Origin of the sequence: Streptomyces sp. SolWspMP-5a-2, assembly GCF_900091845.1 — a bacterium.
In the GTDB taxonomy this organism is placed as follows: Bacteria; Actinomycetota; Actinomycetes; order Streptomycetales; family Streptomycetaceae; genus Streptomyces; species Streptomyces doudnae.
In genome coordinates this window covers 1-19,415 of record NZ_FMCI01000192.1, presented here as the reverse complement: position 1 = coordinate 19,415, position 19,415 = coordinate 1, and the positions used below count along the sequence as shown (strand labels likewise).

At 73.9% G+C, this 19,415-nt stretch carries 16 protein-coding genes and 1 pseudogene; 8 read left to right on the top strand and 9 right to left on the bottom strand.

What is annotated here, in order from left to right:
• The first annotated feature begins 145 nt into the window (after positions 1–145).
• Together GA0115242_RS19570 and GA0115242_RS19565 are read left to right on the top strand one after the other, a co-directional pair.
• Positions 146–1,186, top strand: coding sequence for a protein phosphatase 2C domain-containing protein (locus tag GA0115242_RS19570; protein ID WP_359341691.1), 1,041 nt, complete (start codon positions 146–148; stop codon positions 1,184–1,186).
• 73 nt (positions 1,187–1,259) lie between these two features.
• Positions 1,260–3,002 carry a pyruvate dehydrogenase gene (locus tag GA0115242_RS19565; RefSeq protein ID WP_093830216.1) on the top strand — a complete coding sequence of 581 codons (1,743 nt, stop codon included), beginning with the start codon at positions 1,260–1,262 and terminating at the stop codon, positions 3,000–3,002.
• Between the two features lie 77 nt (positions 3,003–3,079).
• Here GA0115242_RS19565 and GA0115242_RS42495 read toward each other — a convergent pair.
• From GA0115242_RS42495 to GA0115242_RS19530, 7 genes and pseudogenes are all read right to left on the bottom strand, one after another.
• Positions 3,080–3,648: pseudogene (locus GA0115242_RS42495) on the bottom strand (hypothetical protein).
• On the bottom strand, positions 3,645–5,027 hold the full coding sequence (locus GA0115242_RS19555) for a hypothetical protein (RefSeq protein ID WP_093830215.1): 1,383 nt from the start codon (positions 5,025–5,027) through the stop codon (positions 3,645–3,647). The pseudogene GA0115242_RS42495 and the gene GA0115242_RS19555 overlap by 4 nt, the downstream one beginning before the upstream one ends.
• A complete protein-coding gene (locus GA0115242_RS19550; RefSeq protein ID WP_370672302.1) occupies positions 5,024–5,857 on the bottom strand; it encodes an ABC transporter ATP-binding protein in 834 nt (277 codons plus the stop codon). The genes GA0115242_RS19555 and GA0115242_RS19550 overlap by 4 nt, the downstream gene beginning before the upstream one ends.
• On the bottom strand, positions 5,854–6,657 hold the full coding sequence (locus GA0115242_RS19545; RefSeq protein WP_093830211.1) for a zf-HC2 domain-containing protein: 804 nt from the start codon (positions 6,655–6,657) through the stop codon (positions 5,854–5,856). The genes GA0115242_RS19550 and GA0115242_RS19545 overlap by 4 nt, the downstream gene beginning before the upstream one ends.
• Entirely contained in the window at positions 6,654–7,214 is a 561-nt protein-coding gene (locus GA0115242_RS19540) for an RNA polymerase sigma factor (RefSeq protein WP_176729858.1), read from the bottom strand. Before GA0115242_RS19540 ends, GA0115242_RS19545 begins: the two co-directional genes overlap by 4 nt.
• Before the next feature lie 185 nt (positions 7,215–7,399).
• Entirely contained in the window at positions 7,400–8,425 is a 1,026-nt protein-coding gene (locus tag GA0115242_RS19535) for a DUF2637 domain-containing protein (protein ID WP_093830209.1), read from the bottom strand.
• Between the two features lie 325 nt (positions 8,426–8,750).
• Positions 8,751–9,599, bottom strand: a complete 849-nt coding sequence (locus tag GA0115242_RS19530; protein WP_093830207.1) for a (2Fe-2S)-binding protein — start codon at positions 9,597–9,599, stop codon at positions 8,751–8,753.
• A gap of 128 nt (positions 9,600–9,727) precedes the next feature.
• On the opposite strand from GA0115242_RS19530, the gene GA0115242_RS19525 reads away from it, so the two are divergent.
• On the top strand, positions 9,728–10,528 hold the full coding sequence (locus GA0115242_RS19525; RefSeq protein ID WP_093830205.1) for a GntR family transcriptional regulator: 801 nt from the start codon (positions 9,728–9,730) through the stop codon (positions 10,526–10,528).
• Positions 10,529–10,574: 46 nt separating this feature from the next.
• On the opposite strand, the gene GA0115242_RS19520 is transcribed toward GA0115242_RS19525, so the two are convergent.
• Together GA0115242_RS19520 and GA0115242_RS19515 are read right to left on the bottom strand one after the other, a co-directional pair.
• Complete coding sequence (locus GA0115242_RS19520) at positions 10,575–11,345, bottom strand: hypothetical protein (protein WP_093830203.1); 771 nt, start codon at positions 11,343–11,345, stop codon at positions 10,575–10,577.
• A 109-nt stretch (positions 11,346–11,454) separates the two neighbouring features.
• Complete coding sequence (locus GA0115242_RS19515) at positions 11,455–13,125, bottom strand: PucR family transcriptional regulator (RefSeq protein WP_093830201.1); 1,671 nt, start codon at positions 13,123–13,125, stop codon at positions 11,455–11,457.
• A 342-nt stretch (positions 13,126–13,467) separates the two neighbouring features.
• On the opposite strand from GA0115242_RS19515, the gene GA0115242_RS19510 reads away from it, so the two are divergent.
• The 5 genes from GA0115242_RS19510 to GA0115242_RS19490 all read left to right on the top strand — a co-directional run.
• Positions 13,468–14,358 (top strand): FAD binding domain-containing protein, encoded by an 891-nt coding sequence (locus GA0115242_RS19510; protein ID WP_093830199.1) that lies wholly within the window; start codon positions 13,468–13,470, stop codon positions 14,356–14,358.
• Entirely contained in the window at positions 14,358–14,921 is a 564-nt protein-coding gene (locus GA0115242_RS19505) for a (2Fe-2S)-binding protein (protein WP_093830197.1), read from the top strand. The genes GA0115242_RS19510 and GA0115242_RS19505 overlap by 1 nt, the downstream gene beginning before the upstream one ends.
• Positions 14,922–14,923: 2 nt before the next feature.
• Positions 14,924–17,311 (top strand): xanthine dehydrogenase family protein molybdopterin-binding subunit, encoded by a 2,388-nt coding sequence (locus GA0115242_RS19500; RefSeq protein WP_093830195.1) that lies wholly within the window; start codon positions 14,924–14,926, stop codon positions 17,309–17,311.
• A gap of 156 nt (positions 17,312–17,467) precedes the next feature.
• Positions 17,468–18,925 carry an NCS2 family permease gene (locus GA0115242_RS19495; protein ID WP_093830193.1) on the top strand — a complete coding sequence of 486 codons (1,458 nt, stop codon included), beginning with the start codon at positions 17,468–17,470 and terminating at the stop codon, positions 18,923–18,925.
• A gap of 47 nt (positions 18,926–18,972) precedes the next feature.
• Positions 18,973–19,415 (top strand): XdhC family protein (locus GA0115242_RS19490; RefSeq protein WP_141721667.1); only part of this gene is annotated, 443 nt, incomplete at its 3' end.

The following is a 19,415-nucleotide window of genomic DNA, read 5'->3' as shown; positions in this document are numbered from 1 at the left end:
CCGCCGCCCCCACCGAAACCCCCGCACCTCCCACGCGTCCCGAACCGCCCGCCGCCCCCGTGCCTCCCGCGCCCGTCCCCCGCCCCCTCCGCCCGTGTTTCCCGCTGCCTCCGGGCGGCATCGGGCTCCCTGGGAGGCGCCGTCCGTGGTGGCCTCCGTTCCGGCGACCTTCACTTTCGCCTCCGGGGAGCGAGGTCCCGGTGTCGCGTCCGTCGCGCCGCCCGCCGTCGCCCATGTCGGCTCGGGGCCGCCCACCTACGACCCGGAGCCCACCGCGCTGCCCGTCTCCGACCCCGACCACCTCGACGACCTGGTCCCCGACACCGTCCTGGAAGGCGCCCGCTACGGGACCTCGACCGTGCGGGCGGTGTCCCTGCGGGGCGACTCCGCGCGCTACCGGGGCGAGCCGCGCCGCGACGCCCTGCTCACCGCGCGCTTCGGCACCGGCGACCACGCCCTCGTGCTGGTCGCGACGGCGACCGGCGCGCGGGCCACACCCGGCGCCCACCGCGCCGCCGCCGAGGCCTGTCACTGGATCGGCCGAGCCGTCGGCCGCAGTCACGCCCGGCTCTCCGAGGACATCAGGGCCGCCCGCCGCGGCGACCTCAAGTCGGGGCTGCACCGGCTGACCGACCGCACCCTCGGCAGGCTCCGGGCCAGCGCCGTCGAACAGGGGGTCGACCCCGACGAGTACGCGGCGAGCCTGCGCTGCCTGCTGCTGCCCGCCGACCCCGAGTGCCGTACCCGGGTCTTCTTCGGCGTCGGCACCGGCGGCCTCTTCCGGCTCAGGGACGGCGACTGGCAGGACATCGAGCCGCGCGTCACGGACGCCGTCGGCGCGCCCGTCGTCGGGTTCGGCTCGCGGCCCGCCCAGACCCCGGAGGGCGACCGCCTCACCATGGACCTAGGCATCCCCACCCCGCCCAGCCCCTACGAACCCGCTCCGGAACCGCCCCGCGCGCCCTTCCGCTTCCGGGCCTCGGTAGCCCGCCCGGGTGACACGCTCCTGATGTGCAGCGACGGCCTCGCGGAGCCCCTGCGCGGCGAGCCCGAGCTGTGCCGTCACCTCGCCGACCGCTGGGCGGGAGCGGCGGCGCCCGGTCTGGCGGCCTTCCTCGCCGACGTCCAGGCCCGGGTCAAGGGGTACGCGGACGACCGGACGGCGGCGGCCGTGTGGGAGGCGTGAGCGCGCGGGCTGTGGATTCATGGACTCAGCGGGATCGGTGATTCCGAGGAGACCGAAGGGGCATCCGAGAGCCATGGCCAAGCAGAACGTCGCCGAGCAGTTCGTCGACATCCTCGTCCACGCCGGAGTGCAGCGCCTCTACGGCGTCGTCGGCGACAGCCTCAACCCGGTCGTGGACGCGGTGCGCCGCAACTCCGCGATCGACTGGGTGCACGTCCGCCACGAGGAGACCGCCGCCTTCGCGGCCGGGGCGGAGGCGCAGATCACCGGGAAGCTCACCGCGTGCGCCGGGTCCTGCGGTCCGGGCAACCTCCACCTCATCAACGGGCTCTACGACGCGCACCGCTCGATGGCCCCGGTGCTGGCCCTCGCCTCGCAGATCCCGTCCAGCGAGATCGGCCTCGGCTACTTCCAGGAGACCCACCCGGACCGGCTGTTCACCGAGTGCAGCCACTACAACGAGCTGATCTCCAACCCGCAGCAGATGCCCCGGCTGCTCCAGACCGCCATCCAGCACGCCGTCGGCCAGTCCGGCGTCAGCGTCGTCTCGCTCCCCGGCGACATCGCCTCGCAGCCCGCCCCCGACAAGCCCCTGGAGACCGCGCTGGTCACCTCGCGGCCCACGGTCCGCCCCGGCGACGCCGAGATCGACCGGCTCGTCGACCTCATCGACCGCGCCCAGCGGGTCACCCTGTTCTGCGGCAGCGGCACGGCCGGGGCGCACGCCGAGGTCATGGAGTGCGCGGAGAAGATCAAGTCCCCGGTCGGGCACGCCCTGCGCGGCAAGGAGTGGATCCAGTACGACAACCCGTTCGACGTCGGGATGAGCGGACTGCTCGGCTACGGCGCCGCCTACGAGGCCACCCACGAGTGCGACCTGCTGATCCTGCTCGGCACCGACTTCCCGTACAACGCCTTCCTGCCCGACGACGTGAAGATCGTCCAGGTCGACATCCGCCCCGAGCACCTCGGCCGCCGCTCCAAGCTGGACCTCGCCGTCTGGGGCGACGTGCGCGAGACGCTGCGTGCCCTCACCCCGCGGGTGAAGCCCAAGGAGAACCGGCGCTTCCTCGACAAGATGCTGAAGAAGCACGCCGACGCGCTGGAGGGCGTCGTCAAGGCGTACACCCGCAAGGTCGAGAAGCACGTCCCGATCCACCCCGAGTACGTGGCGTCCGTCCTCGACGAACTGGCCGACGAGGACGCCGTGTTCACCGTGGACACCGGCATGTGCAACGTCTGGGCGGCCCGCTACATCACCCCCAACGGGCGCCGCCGGGTGATCGGTTCGTTCTCCCACGGCTCGATGGCCAACGCGCTGCCGATGGCCATCGGGGCCCAGTTCACCGACCGGGGACGGCAGGTCGTCTCGATGTCGGGGGACGGCGGGTTCTCCATGCTGATGGGCGACTTCCTCACCCTGGTCCAGTACGACCTGCCGGTGAAGGTCGTCCTCTTCAACAACTCCTCGCTCGGCATGGTCGAGTTGGAGATGCTGGTGGCCGGGCTGCCCTCCTACGGCACCACCAACAGGAACCCGGACTTCGCGGCCGTCGCCCGCGCCTGCGGCGCCCACGGGGTGCGGGTCGAGAAGCCCAAGGACCTCGCGGGCGCCCTGAAGTCCGCGTTCAAGCACAAGGGCCCGGCCCTCGTCGACATCGTCACCGACCCCAACGCCCTGTCGATCCCGCCGAAGATCAGCGCCGACATGGTCACCGGGTTCGCCCTCTCCGCCTCGAAGATCGTCCTGGACGGAGGGGTCGGCCGGATGCTCCAGATGGCCCGCTCCAACATCCGCAACGTGCCCCGCCCGTGACGGACGTCACCGGACGACGGTCCGCGGCCCGGTGCGCCCCGCTGGACGCGCCGACCGCGGACCCGTCCTCCCCGGTGTCAGCGCAGCGGGCCCCGGACCGCGTACACCCCCGTGCCGACGGCCAGCAGCAGCCCGGCCGTCCAGGCGGCGGGCGCCGAGTCCGTCGCGGCCAGCGGCCAGCCGACGGCGGTCCACAGGACGTCGTCGGGGCGCTGCGGGACGATCAGCGAGACCGCCAGCCAGCCGATCGGCGGCGTCCACGCGTACACGGCGCCGCACAGCGCGGCACCGAGCGCCGCGAGACCGGTCAGCCCGGCGCTCGCGCGCAGCAGGAGCGCCGCCTCCGGCCGCTCCGCCACCCGCGCCACCGCGAGGACGACGGTGACGGCGGCGGCGAGCAGCAGGACGTGCGCCGCCCGCCGGGCGGCCAGCTGAGCGCCGCCGTGCGGTCCAGGTCGGGGTCCTGGCCGGCGAGCCCGGCGGACGCCGCCGTCACACCGGCCGCCGCGGCGAGCGCGAGCAGCCGGGGGTCGGCGGCGCCCGCCCGCGGCCCGAAAACCCCCAGCAGCGCCGCGGTGACCAGCAGGACACCGGCCGCGGCCGGAACCCCGCGCGAACGCCCGTACAGGAGGAGCCCGTTGGTCATCGCGGTTCCCCGACCAGCTTGTCGGCCGGGCCGAGGTCGCAACGGAGCGCCGCCGTACGGACGGTGACCGCCCGCCGCAGTTGTTCCGCCGGTTCCAGCGCCGCGAACCGGTCCCAGGCGCGGCGCGTGGAGTCGCGGTACTCCGCCGGGTCGTAGCTGTCCGTGCCGATGAGCCGGTACTCGCCCAGCACCCAGCTCGCCAGCACGCTCTGCACCAGGAGGGAGCCGTCGCTCGCCCCCTCCCACGCGGTGTTCGCCGAGCAGCTCGGCGCGAGCCCCTCGCCGATCAGCCGGCGCAGCAACTGGTCGCCCCGGGCCGAACCGAACTGCGGATCCTCGAAGTTGACCAGCACCGTGGCCGGGTCGAGCACGCGGTCGGCGCCCAGGGCGCGCGGCGCGGTCTCCTCGCGCACCCGCCGGGGTGCCCGGTCGCCGAGCTTGGAACGCAGCGCCTTGAGCGCCCGCGCGCCGTCCGGAGCGAGCCCCGCCAGCCGGTCGCGGTGCATCGCGGTGACGCAGACGGCGCCTTCGCACACCGGGGAGGCGGCGGCCGGGTCGATCCGGTAGCTGCCCCGCGGGGTGCCGGGCAGCACCAGCAGGGCGAGGGCGAGCCCGGCCACGGCCGGTACCAGGGCGGTCAGCCGCTGCCTGGCGCGCACCGCGGTCAGCAGCACGAACCCGGTGGCCGCCAGGCCGAGGAACCAGAAGGCCTGGCCGAGGTGCACGGCGCCGGTGAGGGTGAGGAGCACCTGGCGCGGTTCGGCGACCGCGGGGGAGAGCTGGGAGAGCAGATGCGGCACGGTCGTGGAGGTGGGCAGCTCGCGCTCGTTGTTCTGGGCCAGCAGCACGGTCGCCGCGAGGAAGACCACCACCACCGCGGGCGGGGTCAGCGGTGAGGGCAGGGCGCGTCCCGTTCCCATGCCGAACAGGAGGGCGGCCAGCAGGGCGAGGAGCCCGACCGCCGAGATCGGCAGCCAGCCAAGGGGCGCGTAGGTGGCCGGGCCGGACGCCACCTGGACGGCGCCCCAGAGCACCAGCAGCCCGAACCCGGCGGTCAGGGCGAGGGCGGCGGCGCCCGCCGGGGCCGCGGCGCGCCGCCAGGCCGGGCGCGGCGCGGACGCCAGCAGTTCGGGCATCCGGGAGCGCCGGTCGCGCAGCCCGTAGAGGGCGCCGATCCCGGCGACCAGCGGCCACAGGTAGAAGAACAGGACGCGGGTCCAGAGTGCGAGGGACGTCCACTGGGAGGTCCACTGCACGGACGATCCCCACCACGCCCCGGGGACGGCGTACAGGAACCCGAGGCCGACGGCGGCGACGACGAGACCGGCCCAGGGGGCGGCGGAGCGGCGGAGTTCGATGCGCAGGACGCGGAGGTTCACCAACTGCCCTTTCCCTGGGCGGAGTCACTGAGGAGTGCGGAGTAGCCCCGCTCCAGGGGGCTGTCGCCCGGCTGGTCGGAGGTGCCGGCGGCGGCGAGGTCGTCGGGGGTGCCCTGGAAGAGCAGGCGGCCCCGGTCGAAGAGGACCACGTCGGTGCAGGCTGCGGCGACGTCCTCGACGAGGTGCGTGGAGACCACGACGCAGCTCTCCCGGCCGAGTTCCTTCAGCAGCGAGCGGAACTGGAGGCGCTGCGCGGGGTCGAGGCCGACGGTCGGCTCGTCGAGCAGCAGCACGGCCGGGTCGTTGACGATCGCCTGGGCGATGCCGACGCGCCGCACCATGCCTCCCGACAGGGACTTCATCCGGTCGTCGGCGCGCTCGGCGAGCCCCACCCGCTCCACGGCGCGCTGCACGGCGCCGGGGATGTCCCGGTCGGGCATCTCCTTGAGCCAGGCCAGGTAGCCGACGAACTCGCGGACGGTGAACCGCTTGTAGTAGCCGAACTCCTGCGGCAGGTAGCCGATCCGGCGGCGCAGTTCGCGGTGGCGGCCGGAGTCGCGGACCGAGTGGCCGAAGAGTTCCAGATCGCCGCCGGTGGGGCGCAGGACGGTGGCCAGGGTGCGGATCAGGGTCGTCTTGCCCGCGCCGTTGGGGCCCAGCAGGCCGTGGGTGCCGACGCCCAGGGAGAGCGTGAGGCCGTCGACGGCGAGGCGGTCGCGGCTCACCCGGACGGTGAGGTCGTGGGCGTGGATCTCGTGGGCGTAGGTGCGTGGCGCGGTGTCGGCCACGCCGCTGGTCGCGGTCATGCTCGTCTCCTTCGGGGGGTTCATCGCGGGCCGGGGGAGGTGGTGTAGGCGCGGCGCCTGGCCAGGAGCACGCCGACGCCGAGGACGAGCACCCCCGCCCAGCCGGGCAGCCCTCCGGGCCGCAGCAGCGGGGCGCTGCCCAGGGTCACGGCCGGGGCCAGGACGGCGGCGGACCACAGCACGCCGAGGACGGCGGTGGCGCGGCCGACGCCGATGACCCCGCCGAGCGCGAGGGCCGCCGCGGTGAGTGCGAGCGACGGGAGCAGCCACTGGGCGAGCGCGACGCCGGTGAGCAGCCCGGCGGTCGCGTGGACCGGGAGCAGCACGGCGAGGACGGTCAGGGTGCGGCGCAGCAGCAGCGGCAGCCCGGCGCGCGGGGTGGCGGCGGTCAGTTCGAACGCCGGGTCGAGGCCGCGGGTCCAGGCCGCGGCGACGCCCGCGAGAGGCAGCGCCGGTGCCAGCAGCAGCACGGGGGAGACGCCCCCGGACCACCGCGCGGTGCGGTCGAGGAGCACCGCGACGGCGGTCACCGCGACGATCGTGGCCAGCCAGGGCGCCATGACCGGCGTCGTCCAGGCCGTCACGCGGCGCGCCCCGCGGGCGGCGGGCCGCGAGGCGGCCAGGCCGGGTTCGAGTCCGTCGCGGACGGTGGTCAGCAGGGCGGTGACGTCGGGCAGCCCCCCGGCCTCGGCGGCCAGCCGGGCGCGGCAGCCGGAGCAGCCCTCCAAGTGGGCCTCGACCGCCCAGAGTCGATCGGCCGGGAGGTCGGTGTCGCCGCGCGTGTAGGCGCGGACCAGGGCGTCGGACGGGTGCTGCGCGCTCATGCCAGTGCCTTCCTCATCGCGATCCGGGCGCGCCTGGCCCGGGTCTTGACGGTGCCTTCGGGCAGGTCGAGCAGGACGGCGGTCTCGCGCACCGACAGGCCGTCGAGCACCAGGGCCCGCAGGACGTCCCGCAGTTCGGGGGCGAGGGTGCGCAGGGCGTCGCCCACGTCACCGCCGACGGTCGCGGCCAGCGCCTCGTCCTCGGCGGCCGGCGCGGTGACGCGTTCGGCGGCGGCGACGGGCGGTTCGGCGTGGTGGGCGCGGCGCCGGAAGGCGTCGACCAGCCGGTGGGCGGCGATGGTCCACAGCCAGCCGACCGCGCTGCCGCCGGCGGCGCTCCCGGCGAAGGCGCCGGCCGCCCGCCAGACGGCGAGATAGGTCTCCTGCATGACCTCGGCGACGATCTGCTCGTCCGCGCAGCGGCGGCGCAGCCGCACCGCGAGCCAGGGCGAGGTGCGCCGGTACAGCTCGTCGAACGCGCCCCGGTCGCCGGTCGCGATCCGCCGGAGGAGGTGCTCCTCGTCCGGCTCGGGTGGTCTCTTCCTACGTGGTCTCACACTCTCCAGACATGGAGGGGGCCGCGAAGGTTCTCTAAATCGCGTGACCTGCGTCACGTGCGGGGTGGTGCTCCGGCGGGTTCGGGGCGGGACCCGCGCGCCCGGCGGCGCCCGCCGGACGACACATGAGAGGGGCGCGACCCGCGGGTCGCGCCCCTCTCATGTCATGCCCTCTCCGGTCCGGACTAGCCGAACTGCTGCTCAAGATCCTTGAGCTTGCGCTCCAGAGAGTCGAGTCGCGGCAGAGCCATTGTGTCGTCCTCCGCGGTGAGGTCGACGGTCATGTCCGAACCGCCTTTGCGGACAGGCTGGAGCGACGGCCGCGACCGGACCGGGAGAGCCTCCGCGGCGGGTATCGCAGGCTCCGTTCCGGTCGCCGGAGCGGGCTCCAGCGCCTCCATCTGCCGACCGCGGCCGATGAAACCGCGGTGGCCCCTGCTGATCGCCTTGAGCTGGGCGCGGTCCATGCGCTCCTTGTCGCGGCGGCGCAGCCGGGTCTGCTCCTTCTCGCGCTTGTCCTCGCGGACCTCGTCGACCGCCTCGTCCAGGCTGCGCACGTTCTCCAGCAGCATGAGCGACCACGCCTTGTAGGTCTCGCGGGGCGCCCGCAGCCACCGGACTATGCGGATCTGGGGCAGCGGACGGGGCACCAGGCCCTGCTCGCGGAGCGCGGCGCGACGGGTCTGCTTCAGCGCGCGGTCGAACAGCACCGCGGCCGAGAGGGACATGCCCGCGAAGAAGTGCGGGGCACCGTCGTGGCCCAGACCCCTGGGCGCGTGCACCCAGTTGAACCAGGCCGCGGCACCCGCGAACGTCCACACCAGTATCCGCGAGCCGAGGGCCGCGTCACCGTGGCTGGCCTCGCGCACGGCGAGGACGGAGCAGAACATGGCCGCGCCGTCGAGGCCGAACGGCACCAGGTACTGCCAGCCGTCGGACAGGCCCAGGTTCTGCTCACCGAAGCCGACGAGCCCCTTGAAGGAGAGCGCGGCGGCGACGGCCGCACAGCAGAACAGCAGGACGTACGAGGCCCAGCCGTAGATGGCTTCCTTGCGCCTGCGCCGTTCCTCGCTCCGCTCCCAGGAGTCCTCGGTCTTCGCGTGCTCCCCGGACCGCTTGCTGCGTGCCAGCACCGCAACCGCCGCGAGCATGCCCAGGAGCAGTACGGCGCCCGGAAGCAGCCAATTCAGCGATATGTCGGTCAGTCTCATCTGGGGTCCCTTGCATTGGGATAGGGCGTAACGCCCGCCATAGTGGCCCAATTCCACCGGCCCTCAGGGGGTTTCGGGGCAAGAGGCCGCCAAGGAAGTGCAAGGGGATGCCCTGGGCGGCGTTCTGCTCGAACTGCCGCTTGAGGGGCGGGAGTTGAGTTCGAATAAGACTACCCGTACGGGTGGTTCAATGGAAAGTTCCCGCGCCAGGTGAGGAAGTTGTGAAGTACCTGTAATCAAAGCGACGCGGGGACGTTGCCGTGGCCGACGTCTCGTTCGCGACGATCTTACGGGACGCGGCGCCGTGCTCGGTGCTGAGGGGGCCTCAAGCGGCCGTCCGCGCAGTGAGTTTGACGATCCGGTCGGCGTCGCAGGTGCGCGGACAGGTCGCACAGGTGTCCTCGGGGTGCAGCGTGTAGAACATGCAGCAGCTCGCCCGGTCCCGGGTCGCCAGCCGCGCCCCCGACGGCGTGGACAGCTCGCGGAACCCCGCCGAGCCCACGAACGGGAGCGTCGCCCCCGGCAGCAGCCGCTTCAGCTCCGCCGTGGCCCGCTCCTCCTCGCCGAGCAGCCCGGCCACGTACCACAGGCCCTCCACCACCTCGTCGGTCGCCATCCCCCACAGCGCGCGGCCCCGGCGGCGCATCCGCGGTCCGAACGCCGCGAGCACCGGCTCCAGGTGCCCGGCCACCGCCGCCCGCACCTCGGCGCGCAGCGCCTCCTCGTCCGCCACCACCCGCGCGCCGGGCAGGACGGCCGCCGGGTCGCCGGGCAGGCAGGCGAACCCGGCGGCCCGCACCGCGAGGCGGCCCATGGCCAGATCCGGGACCGTGCGGTCGTACGACACGTGCGTCACCGGGAGGCGCGGCACCCGGCGCAGCAGCAGCCACGGCACCGTGATCAGCAGGCAGACCGGCCACGCGTACCGGTGCAGTCCGAAGCTCGCCGTCACGTCCGGGCGGGCCCGCGTCCCGTGGTCCCGCCGTATCTGGGCGTCGTCCCAGGCGAGGAACGCGTCCATCGCCTCGCCCGGCCCGGTCAGGGAGGCGGCGGTGATCCAGCCGCCGCCGTCCGGCTGGGCCGCCCCCGGGGGCAGCTCCTGGACGCGCAGCCCCGGCAGCGCCGATGTCAGGCGGTCGTACGCGGCCGTGAGCGCCGAGGGGGACACGGGCATGCGGGGGCCACCGTTCCACGAGGTGAGGCGTGAATCTGTAGGTAAGCCTAGCCTTACCCACTCTGGGTGGGATTTGAACTGGTGCCCGATGGGCCTAGGGTGCTTGACGGTGAGGGCAACCCGTCGTAATGACCTCAAGTACCGACACGTCCGGAGGAGGGCCCGTGGAGCAGCGTGCTGAACGTGCGCAGAGGGTCGCCGGCGCGGTTCGGGTGCCGGCGCAGCCGGGCGCCGTCGGCGAGGGGCTCGGCGAACGCCGTGAGCGCGGCGAGCCGGGGGAGCACGCCTACTGCGCGCCCGTCGCGCCCCGGGCCCGGTCCGTCGTGCGGCGCTCCTCCGTGCGGGGCCAGATACTCGACGCGCTGCGGGCCGCCCTCGCCGGGGGCGAGCTGACGCCCGGCGAGGTCTACTCGGCGCCCGCGCTCGGAGACCGGTTCGGGGTGTCGGCGACCCCGGTGCGCGAGGCCATGCAGCAGCTCGCCCTCGAAGGCGCCGTCGAGGTGGTGCCCAACCGCGGGTTCCGGGTCGTCGCCCGGGGCGTGCGCGAACTGGCGGAGCTGGCCGAGGTGCGGGCGCTCATCGAGGTGCCGGTGCTGCTGCGGCTGGCTTGCTCGGTGCCGGTCGAGCGGTGGGCCGAGCTGCGCCCGCTCGCCGAGGCGGGGGTGCGGGCGGCGTCGTCGGGATGCCGGGCCGCCTACGGCGAGGCCGACCGTGCGTTCCACCGCGCCGTGCTCGGACTCTCCGGCAACCGGCAACTGGTCCAGATCGCCGACGACCTCCAGCGCCGGGTCCAGTCCCCGGCCGGGGACGGACGCCTCGACCTGGTCAGCGACGCCGCCGAGCACCAGGCCCTGCTGGACGCCCTGATCGCCCGGGACGACGTCCTGGTCCGGGTCCTGGTGGAGGCCCACTTCGGCGGAGTCCGCTGACACCGTCGCGTCCCCGGCCCGCGACCCCGCGCCGCGGCCGGACCCGCTACGCCGTTGCCGGTGGCGTCAGTTGGCGGGCCAGCCAGGTGGGGACCCCGCCCAGCAGCCGGAAGAGGCGGCGGGCCTCCTCGCGCAGCCGGGACGCCTCCGGCTCCGACTCGGCGTCCGCGAGCGACGCCAGCGCGGGGGCCGTCCCCACCAGGTAGCCCAACTCCTCGCGGATGCGCAGGGATTCCGCGAAGCCGTGCCGTGCCTCGGCCAACTCGCCCTCGCGCAGGGACAGCCCGGCCAGATGGCGCCAGGTGAAGGAGAGCAGCAGCGGGTCGGGGTTGGCGGTGGCGCCCGCGTGGGCCCTGCGGTAGGCGGCGCGGGCCGCCTGCGGCGAGGAGGTCAGGTTCTCCGCCAGCAGGCCCCTGCGGAAGTCCAGCAGGGCGCGGGCCGGGGCGCCCGGCGGAATCAGGGCGGCCGCCCGGCCCAGGGCGGCCCGCGCCTCGTCGGCCCGGTCCCGGACGCCGTGCAGGGTCGCCGCGTAGGCGAGCTGGCCGCGTTCGCAGGCCGCCGCGCCCCGCTCGTCGTCGGCGTGCGCCTGCGCCTCCGCGGTGCGCAGCGCGTCCTCGGCGTCCTGCCAGCCCTGCTCGGTGTACAGACAGCGCTCCACCAGGAGCGAGGCCCGCTGGAGCGAGCCCGCCGGGGTGTCCTGGGGGAGCAGGGCCGCCGCGTCCGCCCAGCAGGCGCGGGAGCGCAGCCGCCATACCGCGGTCTGGAGCGGATCGTCGCCTTCGGTCGTTCCGGCACCAGACATGGCGGTGTGCGCCACGTTGCCCTCCCCTAGCGCGCCATCGAGCCTGTTGAGTGGTGGCGGCATCTCAGCATGGATCGGGGGTGGGGCCAAGAGGGTGGGTGAAAGAATTCACAAAGTCGTGGGATCAGCTCATGCGCAGGGCGAGGAAGAAATCCAGCTTGTCCTCAAGGCGGGACAGGTCACGGCCCGTCAACTGCTCGATTCGCCCGACCCGGTACCGCAGGGTGTTGACGTGCAGGTGGAGCCGGGCCGCGCAGCGGGTCCAGGAGCCGTCGCAGTCGAGGAACGCCTCCAGGGTGGGGATCAGTTCGGCCCGGTGACGGCGGTCGTACTCGCGCAGCGGGTCCAGCAGCCGCGCGGTGAAGGCCCGGCGCACGTCGTCGGGGACGAACGGCAGCAGGAGCACGTGCGAGGCCAGCTCCTGGTGCCCGGCCGCCGAGACCCGGCCCGGACGGGCCGCCGCCACCCTGCGGGCGTGCCTGGCCTCCTCCAGCGCCCCGCGCAGCCCCTCCGCCGAGTGCACGGCGGCGCTGACGCCCAGCGTCACCTGGCCGTCCCCCTCGAGACCCGCCGACAGCGGGCCGCGCACCGACGCCAGCAGCACGTCGGCGTGGATGCCGGACTCGGAGCCGTCGTGCTCGGCGGAGACCGCGGGGATCGGGACCAGCGCGACGGCCTCGTCGCCGGTGTGCGCCACGGCGATCCGGTCGGACGGCTCGGGCCCGGTGGCCAGCGGGTCGACCAGGATCTCCTCCAGGAGCGACTGGGCGGTCGGGCCCGGCTCGATCTCCTCGCCGCCGCTCCACTCGACCCGGGCGACCACCACCTGCCAGTGCGGGGCCGCCCCGAGGCCGGGGAGCAGGACCGGGGCCGCCACCCGCAGGCGGGCCGCCGTCTCGGCCGGTGCCGCTCCGGCCTGGACCAGTTCGAGGACCTCCTGGGCGAGCCTGCGGCGCACCGTGCGGGCCGCGTCGCGCCGGTCGCGCTCCACCGCGATCAGCTGGGTGACGCCCTGGAGCAGGTCCAGGCGCTCGTCGGGCCAGTCGCCCGCGTCCGCCTCCACCGCGAGCAGCCAGTCCGAGAGGACCGTCTCCCGCACGTCCCGCGACGCCCGGGGCGCCCGGCCGCTGCTGCGGATCGGGAAGAGCGAGAAGTGGGCGGACCCGACGGCGACCCGGTGCGGGCCGCGGCGGCCGGTGCGGGCCGCCGCCAGGTGCTCGGCGGCCAGCTCCGCGCAGAGGTCGGCGGGGAGGGCCGTGCCCTTGGGGCCCGCTATCAGGCGGCCGGTCGGGGAGAGCACCCAGGCCCGCAGGTCCAGGTCGCTGCCCAGCAGGTCGAGGACCACGTCGGGGCCGCCGCCTGCCGGGCCCGACGTCATCATCCTGCGGTGCCGGTCCACCACGGCCGCCAGGTCGCCCGCCCGCTCGCCCGACACCTGGCGCACCACGTGCTCGGTGATGGTCGCGAAGGCGACGGACTCGTGGACCGCGAACAGCGGGAGCCGGTGGCGGACACAGGCCGCGACCAGGTCGTCCGGGATGACGCCCAGCTCGGCCTCGCCCGCCGCGAGCGCGGAGACCCCGGACTGCACGAGGAGGCGGACGAAAGGGTCCGAGTCCGCGGCGCCGCCGCGCCAGGAGAGACCGGTCAGCACCAGCTCGCCGCCGGACAGATAGCGGCTGGGGTCCTTGAGGTCGGTGGTCATCACCCCGCGCACCGTGCGGTCCAGCTCGTCCTCGCCGCCGAGCAGCCGCAGGCCCAGCGCGTCGGTGTCCAGCAGTGCGCGCAGCCGCATTCTCGTCGCCGCCGTTCTTGTCTCGGAACTTACGATGGGTGGGGGGCGCCCGTCGCGGGCGGGCCCGGTGGGGGCGGGCCTGAACCGTTCGCCCGGCTGACCCGGTGTTTCCTGTGTTTCCACAGGAGAACCAGGACGTTACTGAGGGCCTCCGTTCATACGAATCTACAAGATGCCCCGCCTGGCCAGCCAACTCCTTCATGGTTTCGGTGACTGACACCGCTGGAGTACGCCGCTGTGTACTGAGCCCACTCCGCGTAAACAGCTCATGAACGAGCCGGGACCGCCGCACCCGATCTGGCTCGATCCGAACGATCACGAGACGAAGATAGAGAGCCGGTCATGGACTTCCTTCGCCCCGCCAGCTGGGAGGAGGCGCTCGCCGCGAAGGCCGAGCACCCCACCGCTGTGCCGATTGCGGGTGGCACCGATGTGATGGTCGAGATCAACTTCGACCACTGCCGGCCTGAGTACCTCCTCGACCTCACCAGGATCGGTGATCTCTACGAATGGGAGGTCGGCGACGAGAGCGTACGGCTCGGCGCCTCCGTGCCCTACACCCGGATCATGGAGCGGCTCCGCGGCGAGCTGCCCGGCCTCGCCCTCGCCTCGCACACCGTGGCCTCCCCGCAGATCCGCAACCGCGGCGGCGTCGGCGGCAACCTCGGCACCGCCTCACCGGCCGGTGACGCGCACCCGGCGCTGCTCGCCGCCGGGGCCGAGGTCGAGGCCGAGTCGGTGCGCGGCACCCGCCGCATCCCCATCGACGACTTCTACACCGGCGTCAAGCGCAACGCCCTCGCCCCCGACGAACTCATCCGCGCCGTCCATGTGACGAAGGCCGACGGACCCCAGCAGTACGCGAAGGTCGGCACCCGCAACGCCATGGTCATCGCGGTCTGCGCGTTCGGGCTCGCCCTGCACCCCCGCACCCGCTCCGTGCGCACCGGCGTCGGATCCGCGGCGCCCACCCCGGTCCGGGCCCGCACCGCCGAGGAGTTCCTGGCCGCCGCGCTCGACGAGGGCGGCTTCTGGGAGAACGGGAAGGTCATCACCCCCTCGGTCGTCAAGCAGTTCGCCGACCTGTGCGCCGGTGCCTGCAACCCCATCGACGACGTCCGCGGCACCGCGAGCTACCGGCGCCACGCCGTCGGTGTGCTGGCCCGCAGGACACTCACCTGGACCTGGGAGTCGTACCGCGGCTCCCGGCGCCTCTCGGAGGGAGCCGCGTAATGCGCGTCAACTTCACCGTCAACGGGCGTCCGCAGGAGGCCGACGACGTCTGGGAGGGCGAGTCCCTCCTGTACGTGCTGCGCGAGCGGCTCGGCCTGCCCGGCTCCAAGAACGCCTGCGAACAGGGCGAGTGCGGTTCCTGCACGGTCCGCCTCGACGGCGTGCCGGTCTGCTCCTGCCTGGTCGCCGCCGGACAGGCCGAGGGCCGGGACGTCGTCACCGTCGAGGGGCTCGCCGACCACGCCCGCCGCCGCGCCTGCGGCACCGCGCCCGGCACCTCGCTCGACGCGGCCCGCGCCTGGCAGCCGCGGGGCACCGGCCAGGACGCGGACGCCGAACTCGCGCCCGTCCAGCAGGCGTTCATCGACGCGGGCGCCGTCCAGTGCGGCTTCTGCACCCCCGGGCTGCTGGTCGCCGCCGACGAACTCCTCGAACACCGGCCGAACCCGACCGACGCCGACATCCGCGAGGCGCTCTCCGGCAACCTCTGCCGCTGCACCGGCTACGAGAAGATCATGGACGCCGTGCGGCTGGCCGCCGCCCGGCAGGGAGAGGGGGCCTGACCATGTCTCCCACCAGCGGAGCCCCGAGCCAGCTCACCCAGGGCTCGGGGACGAAGGGCGGGATCGGCGAGTCCACCCTGCGCCCCGACGGCATCCTCAAGGTCACCGGCGAGTTCGCCTACGCCTCCGACATGTGGCACGAGGACATGCTCTGGGGCCAGATCCTGCGCTCCACCGTCGCCCACGCCGAGATCGTCTCCATCGACACCGGCGAGGCGCTGGCGACCCCGGGCGTGTACGCCGTCATGACCTACGACGACCTGCCGACCGAGGTGCGCACCTACGGCCTGGAGATCCAGGACACCCCCGTCCTCGCCCACGGCAAGGTCCGCCACCACGGCGAGCCCGTCGCCATCGTCGCCGCCGACCACCCCGAGACCGCCCGCAGGGCCGCCGCCAAGATCAGGGTCGAGTACCGCGAACTGCCCGTCGTCACCGACGAGGAGTCCGCGACCGGCCCCGGCGCGGTCCTCGTCCACGAGGGCCGCGACGACCACCACAGCGGGCACGTCCCGCACCCCAACATCGTCCACCGGCAGCCCATCGTGCGCGGCGACGTCACCGAGGCCCGGAAACGGGCCGACGTCGTCGTGCGCGGCGAGTACCGCTTCGGCATGCAGGACCAGGCGTTCCTCGGCCCCGAGTCCGGACTCGCCGTGCCCGAGGAGGACGGCGGCGTCCACCTCTACATCGCCACCCAGTGGCTCCACTCGGACCTGCGGCAGATCGCGCCCGTCCTAGGACTGCCCGAGGACAAGGTCCGGATGACCCTCTCCGGCGTCGGCGGCGCCTTCGGCGGCCGCGAGGACCTGTCGATGCAGATCCACGCCTGCCTGCTCGCCCTGCGCACCGGCAAACCCGTCAAGATCGTCTACAACCGGTTCGAGTCGTTCTTCGGCCACGTCCACCGCCACCCCGCGCGCCTGGTCTACGAGCACGGCGCCACCAAGGACGGCAAGCTCACCCACCTCACCTGCCGGATCGTCCTGGACGGCGGCGCCTACGCCTCCGCCTCCCCGGCCGTCGTCGGCAACGCCTCCTCGCTCGCCGTCGGCCCGTACGTCGTCGACGACGTCGACATCGAAGCCGTCGCCCTCTACACCAACAACCCGCCCTGCGGGGCGATGCGCGGCTTCGGCGCGGTCCAGGCGTGCTTCGCCTACGAGGCGCAGATGGACAAGCTCGCCGACCGGCTCGGCATGGACCCGGTGCGGTTGCGGCAGCTCAACGCCATGGAACAGGGCGCCGTCATGCCCACCGGGCAGATCGTCGACTCGCCCGCGCCGGTCGCCGAACTGCTGCGCCGGGTCGCCGCGATGCCGATGCCGCCCGAGCGCCAGTGGGAGAGCAGCGAGGGCGTCGACGTACGGCAACTGCCCGGCGGCCTCTCCAACACCACGCACGGCGAGGGCGTCGTGCGGGGCGTCGGCTACGCCGTCGGCATCAAGAACGTCGGCTTCTCCGAGGGCTTCGACGACTACTCCACCGCCCGGGTCCGCATGGAGGTGGTCGCCGGTGAGGCCGTCGCCACCGTGCACACCGCGATGGCCGAGGTCGGCCAGGGCGGGGTCACCGTCCACGCCCAGATCGCCCGCACCGAGCTGGGCGTCACCCGGGTCACCATCAACCCGGCCGACACCCAGGTGGGCAGCGCCGGTTCGACCTCCGCCTCCCGGCAGACGTACGTGACCGGGGGCGCCGTCAAGAACAGCTGCGAGCTGGTGCGCGAACGGGTCCTGGAGATCGGGCGCCGCAGGTTCGGCAGCTACCACCCGGCCTGGGCCGACGCCGAACTCCTCCTGGAGGGCGGCAAGGTCGTCACCGACGGCGGTGAGGTCCTGTGCGACCTCGTCGACCTGCTCGCCGACGACGTCGTCGAGGTCGAGGCCGAGTGGCGGCACCGGCCGACCCAGCCCTTCGACCTGCGCACCGGGCAGGGCGACGGACACGTGCAGTACTCGTTCGCCGCGCACCGCGCCGTCGTCGAGGTCGACACCGAACTCGGCCTGGTCAAGGTGGTCGAGCTGGCCTGCGCCCAGGACGTCGGCAAGGCGCTCAACCCGCTCTCGGTGATCGGCCAGATCCAGGGCGGCACCACCCAGGGCCTGGGCATCGCGGTGATGGAGGAGATCATCGTCGACCCGCGCACCGCCAAGGTCAGGAACCCCTCCTTCACGGACTACCTGATCCCCACCATCCTCGACACGCCCACCATCCCGGTGGACGTGCTCGAACTCGCCGACGACCACGCCCCCTACGGGCTGCGCGGCATCGGCGAGGCACCGACCCTGTCGTCCACCCCCGCCGTCCTCGCGGCGATCAGGGCCGCGACCGGGCTCGAACTGAACCGCGCGCCGGTCCGCCCCGAGCACCTGACCGGCACGGCGTGACAGACCCTCCGGGCGGCGCGCGACGCGCCGCCCGGAGCGCACGGAGATCGTTCGTCTCGGGCCGTCCCCCGGGTCGTGCGGCCGCAGCACCTTCCCAAATCCCGCAGCCGTCACCGGCCGCGCGGGAGTCCCTTTGAACCTTGGGAGTAGGCCCACATGACCCAGCAGTCCATCGAGCCGGAGGCCACCGCGGCGGACGCGGGCGCGGGAACCCGCGTCCCGGCCGGGCGTTCCTGGCTCGACCGGTACTTCCACATCAGCCTGCGGGGCTCCACGGTCGCGCGCGAGGTGCGCGGCGGAGTCACCACCTTCATGGCGATGGCGTACATCCTGCTGCTCAACCCCCTGATCCTGTCCGGCAAGGACGCGGCGGGCGACACCCTCGGCCGGCAGGCCCTGATCACCGCGACCGCCTTCGCCGCCGCCCTCACCACGCTCCTCATGGGGTTCGTCGGCAAGGTGCCGCTCGCCCTGGCCGCCGGGCTCTCCGTCTCCGGCGTGATCTCCTCGCAGGTCGCCCCGGAGATGACCTGGCCGCAGGCGATGGGGATGTGCGTCGTGTACGGCGTCGTCATCATGCTGCTGGTGGTCACCGGGCTCCGCGAGATGATCATGAACGCGATACCCCTGGCGCTCAAACACGGCATCACCATGGGCATCGGCATGTTCATCGCCCTCATCGGCTTCTACAAGTCCGGTTTCGTGCACCAGGGCAAGGCCACCCCCCTCACCCTCGGCCCCGCCGGTGAACTGGCCGGTTGGCCGGTGCTGCTGTTCGCCGGGACGCTGCTGCTGATCTTCGCCCTCCAGGCCAGGAACGTCCCGGGCGCCATCCTGATCGGCATCGTCACCGGCACCGCCGTCGCCGCGGTCCTCAACGCGGCCGGTGCCGTCGCCCCCGGCCAGTGGGCCGCGGGCGCCCCCGCGCTGCACGGCTCGGCCGTCTCGATGCCCGACTTCTCCCTCTTCGGGCAGGTCGAGTTCGGCGGCTGGGGACAGGTCGGCGTGATGACCGTCGGACTCATCGTCTTCACCCTGGTGCTCGCCGGGTTCTTCGACGCGATGGCCACCATCATCGGCGTCGGCACCGAGGCCGGACTCGCCGACGCCAAGGGCCGGATGCCGGGCCTCTCCAAGGCCCTGTTCATCGACGGCGCGGGCGGCGCCATCGGCGGGGTCGCGGGCGGCTCGGGCCAGACCGTGTTCGTCGAGTCGGCGACCGGCGTCGGCGAGGGCGCCCGCACCGGACTCGCCTCCGCGGTCACCGGCCTCTTCTTCGCGGCCTGCCTCTTCTTCACGCCGCTCACCGCGATCGTCCCGCAGGAGGTCGCCTCCGCCGCGCTCGTCGTCATCGGCGCCATGATGCTGATGAACGCCCGGCACGTGGACTGGGCGGACCGGGCCACCGCCGTCCCGGTCTTCCTCACCGTCGTCCTGATGCCGTTCACCTACACCATCACCACCGGTGTCGCCGCGGGCGTCATCTCCTACACCGTCATCAAGACCGCCCAGGGCAGGGCCCGCGAGGTCGGCGCCTTCATGTGGGGCCTGACCGCCGTCTTCCTCGTCTACTTCGCCCTCCACCCCATCGAAAGCTGGCTCGGCGTCCACTAGGGCGCGCCCCACGCCGTCCGCGCAGACCCCGTCAAGGAGAACGAGACATGCTGGACATCGCCGAGGACCTCAGCCGGTGGGTCGGGCAGGGCCGCGACTTCGCCGTCGCCACCGTGGTCGCCGTCGGCGGCAGCGCGCCCCGCAGACCCGGCGCCGCCCTCGCGGTCGACGCCGACGGCACGGCGATCGGCTCGGTCTCCGGGGGCTGCGTGGAGGGCGCCGTGTACGAGCTGTGCCGGCAGGCGCTCGCCGACGGCGGCACCGTCCTCGAACGCTTCGGCTACAGCGACGAGGACGCCTTCGCCGTCGGCCTGACCTGCGGCGGCGTCATCGACATCCTCGTCACACCGGTCCGGGCCGCCGACGCCGTCCGGCCGGTGCTCGCCGCCGCCCTCGCCGCCGCCGCGAACGGCGGTGCCGCGGCCCTGGCCCGGGTCGTCTCCGGCCCCGCCGACCTGCTCGGCCGCGCCCTGCTGGTGCGGCCCGACGG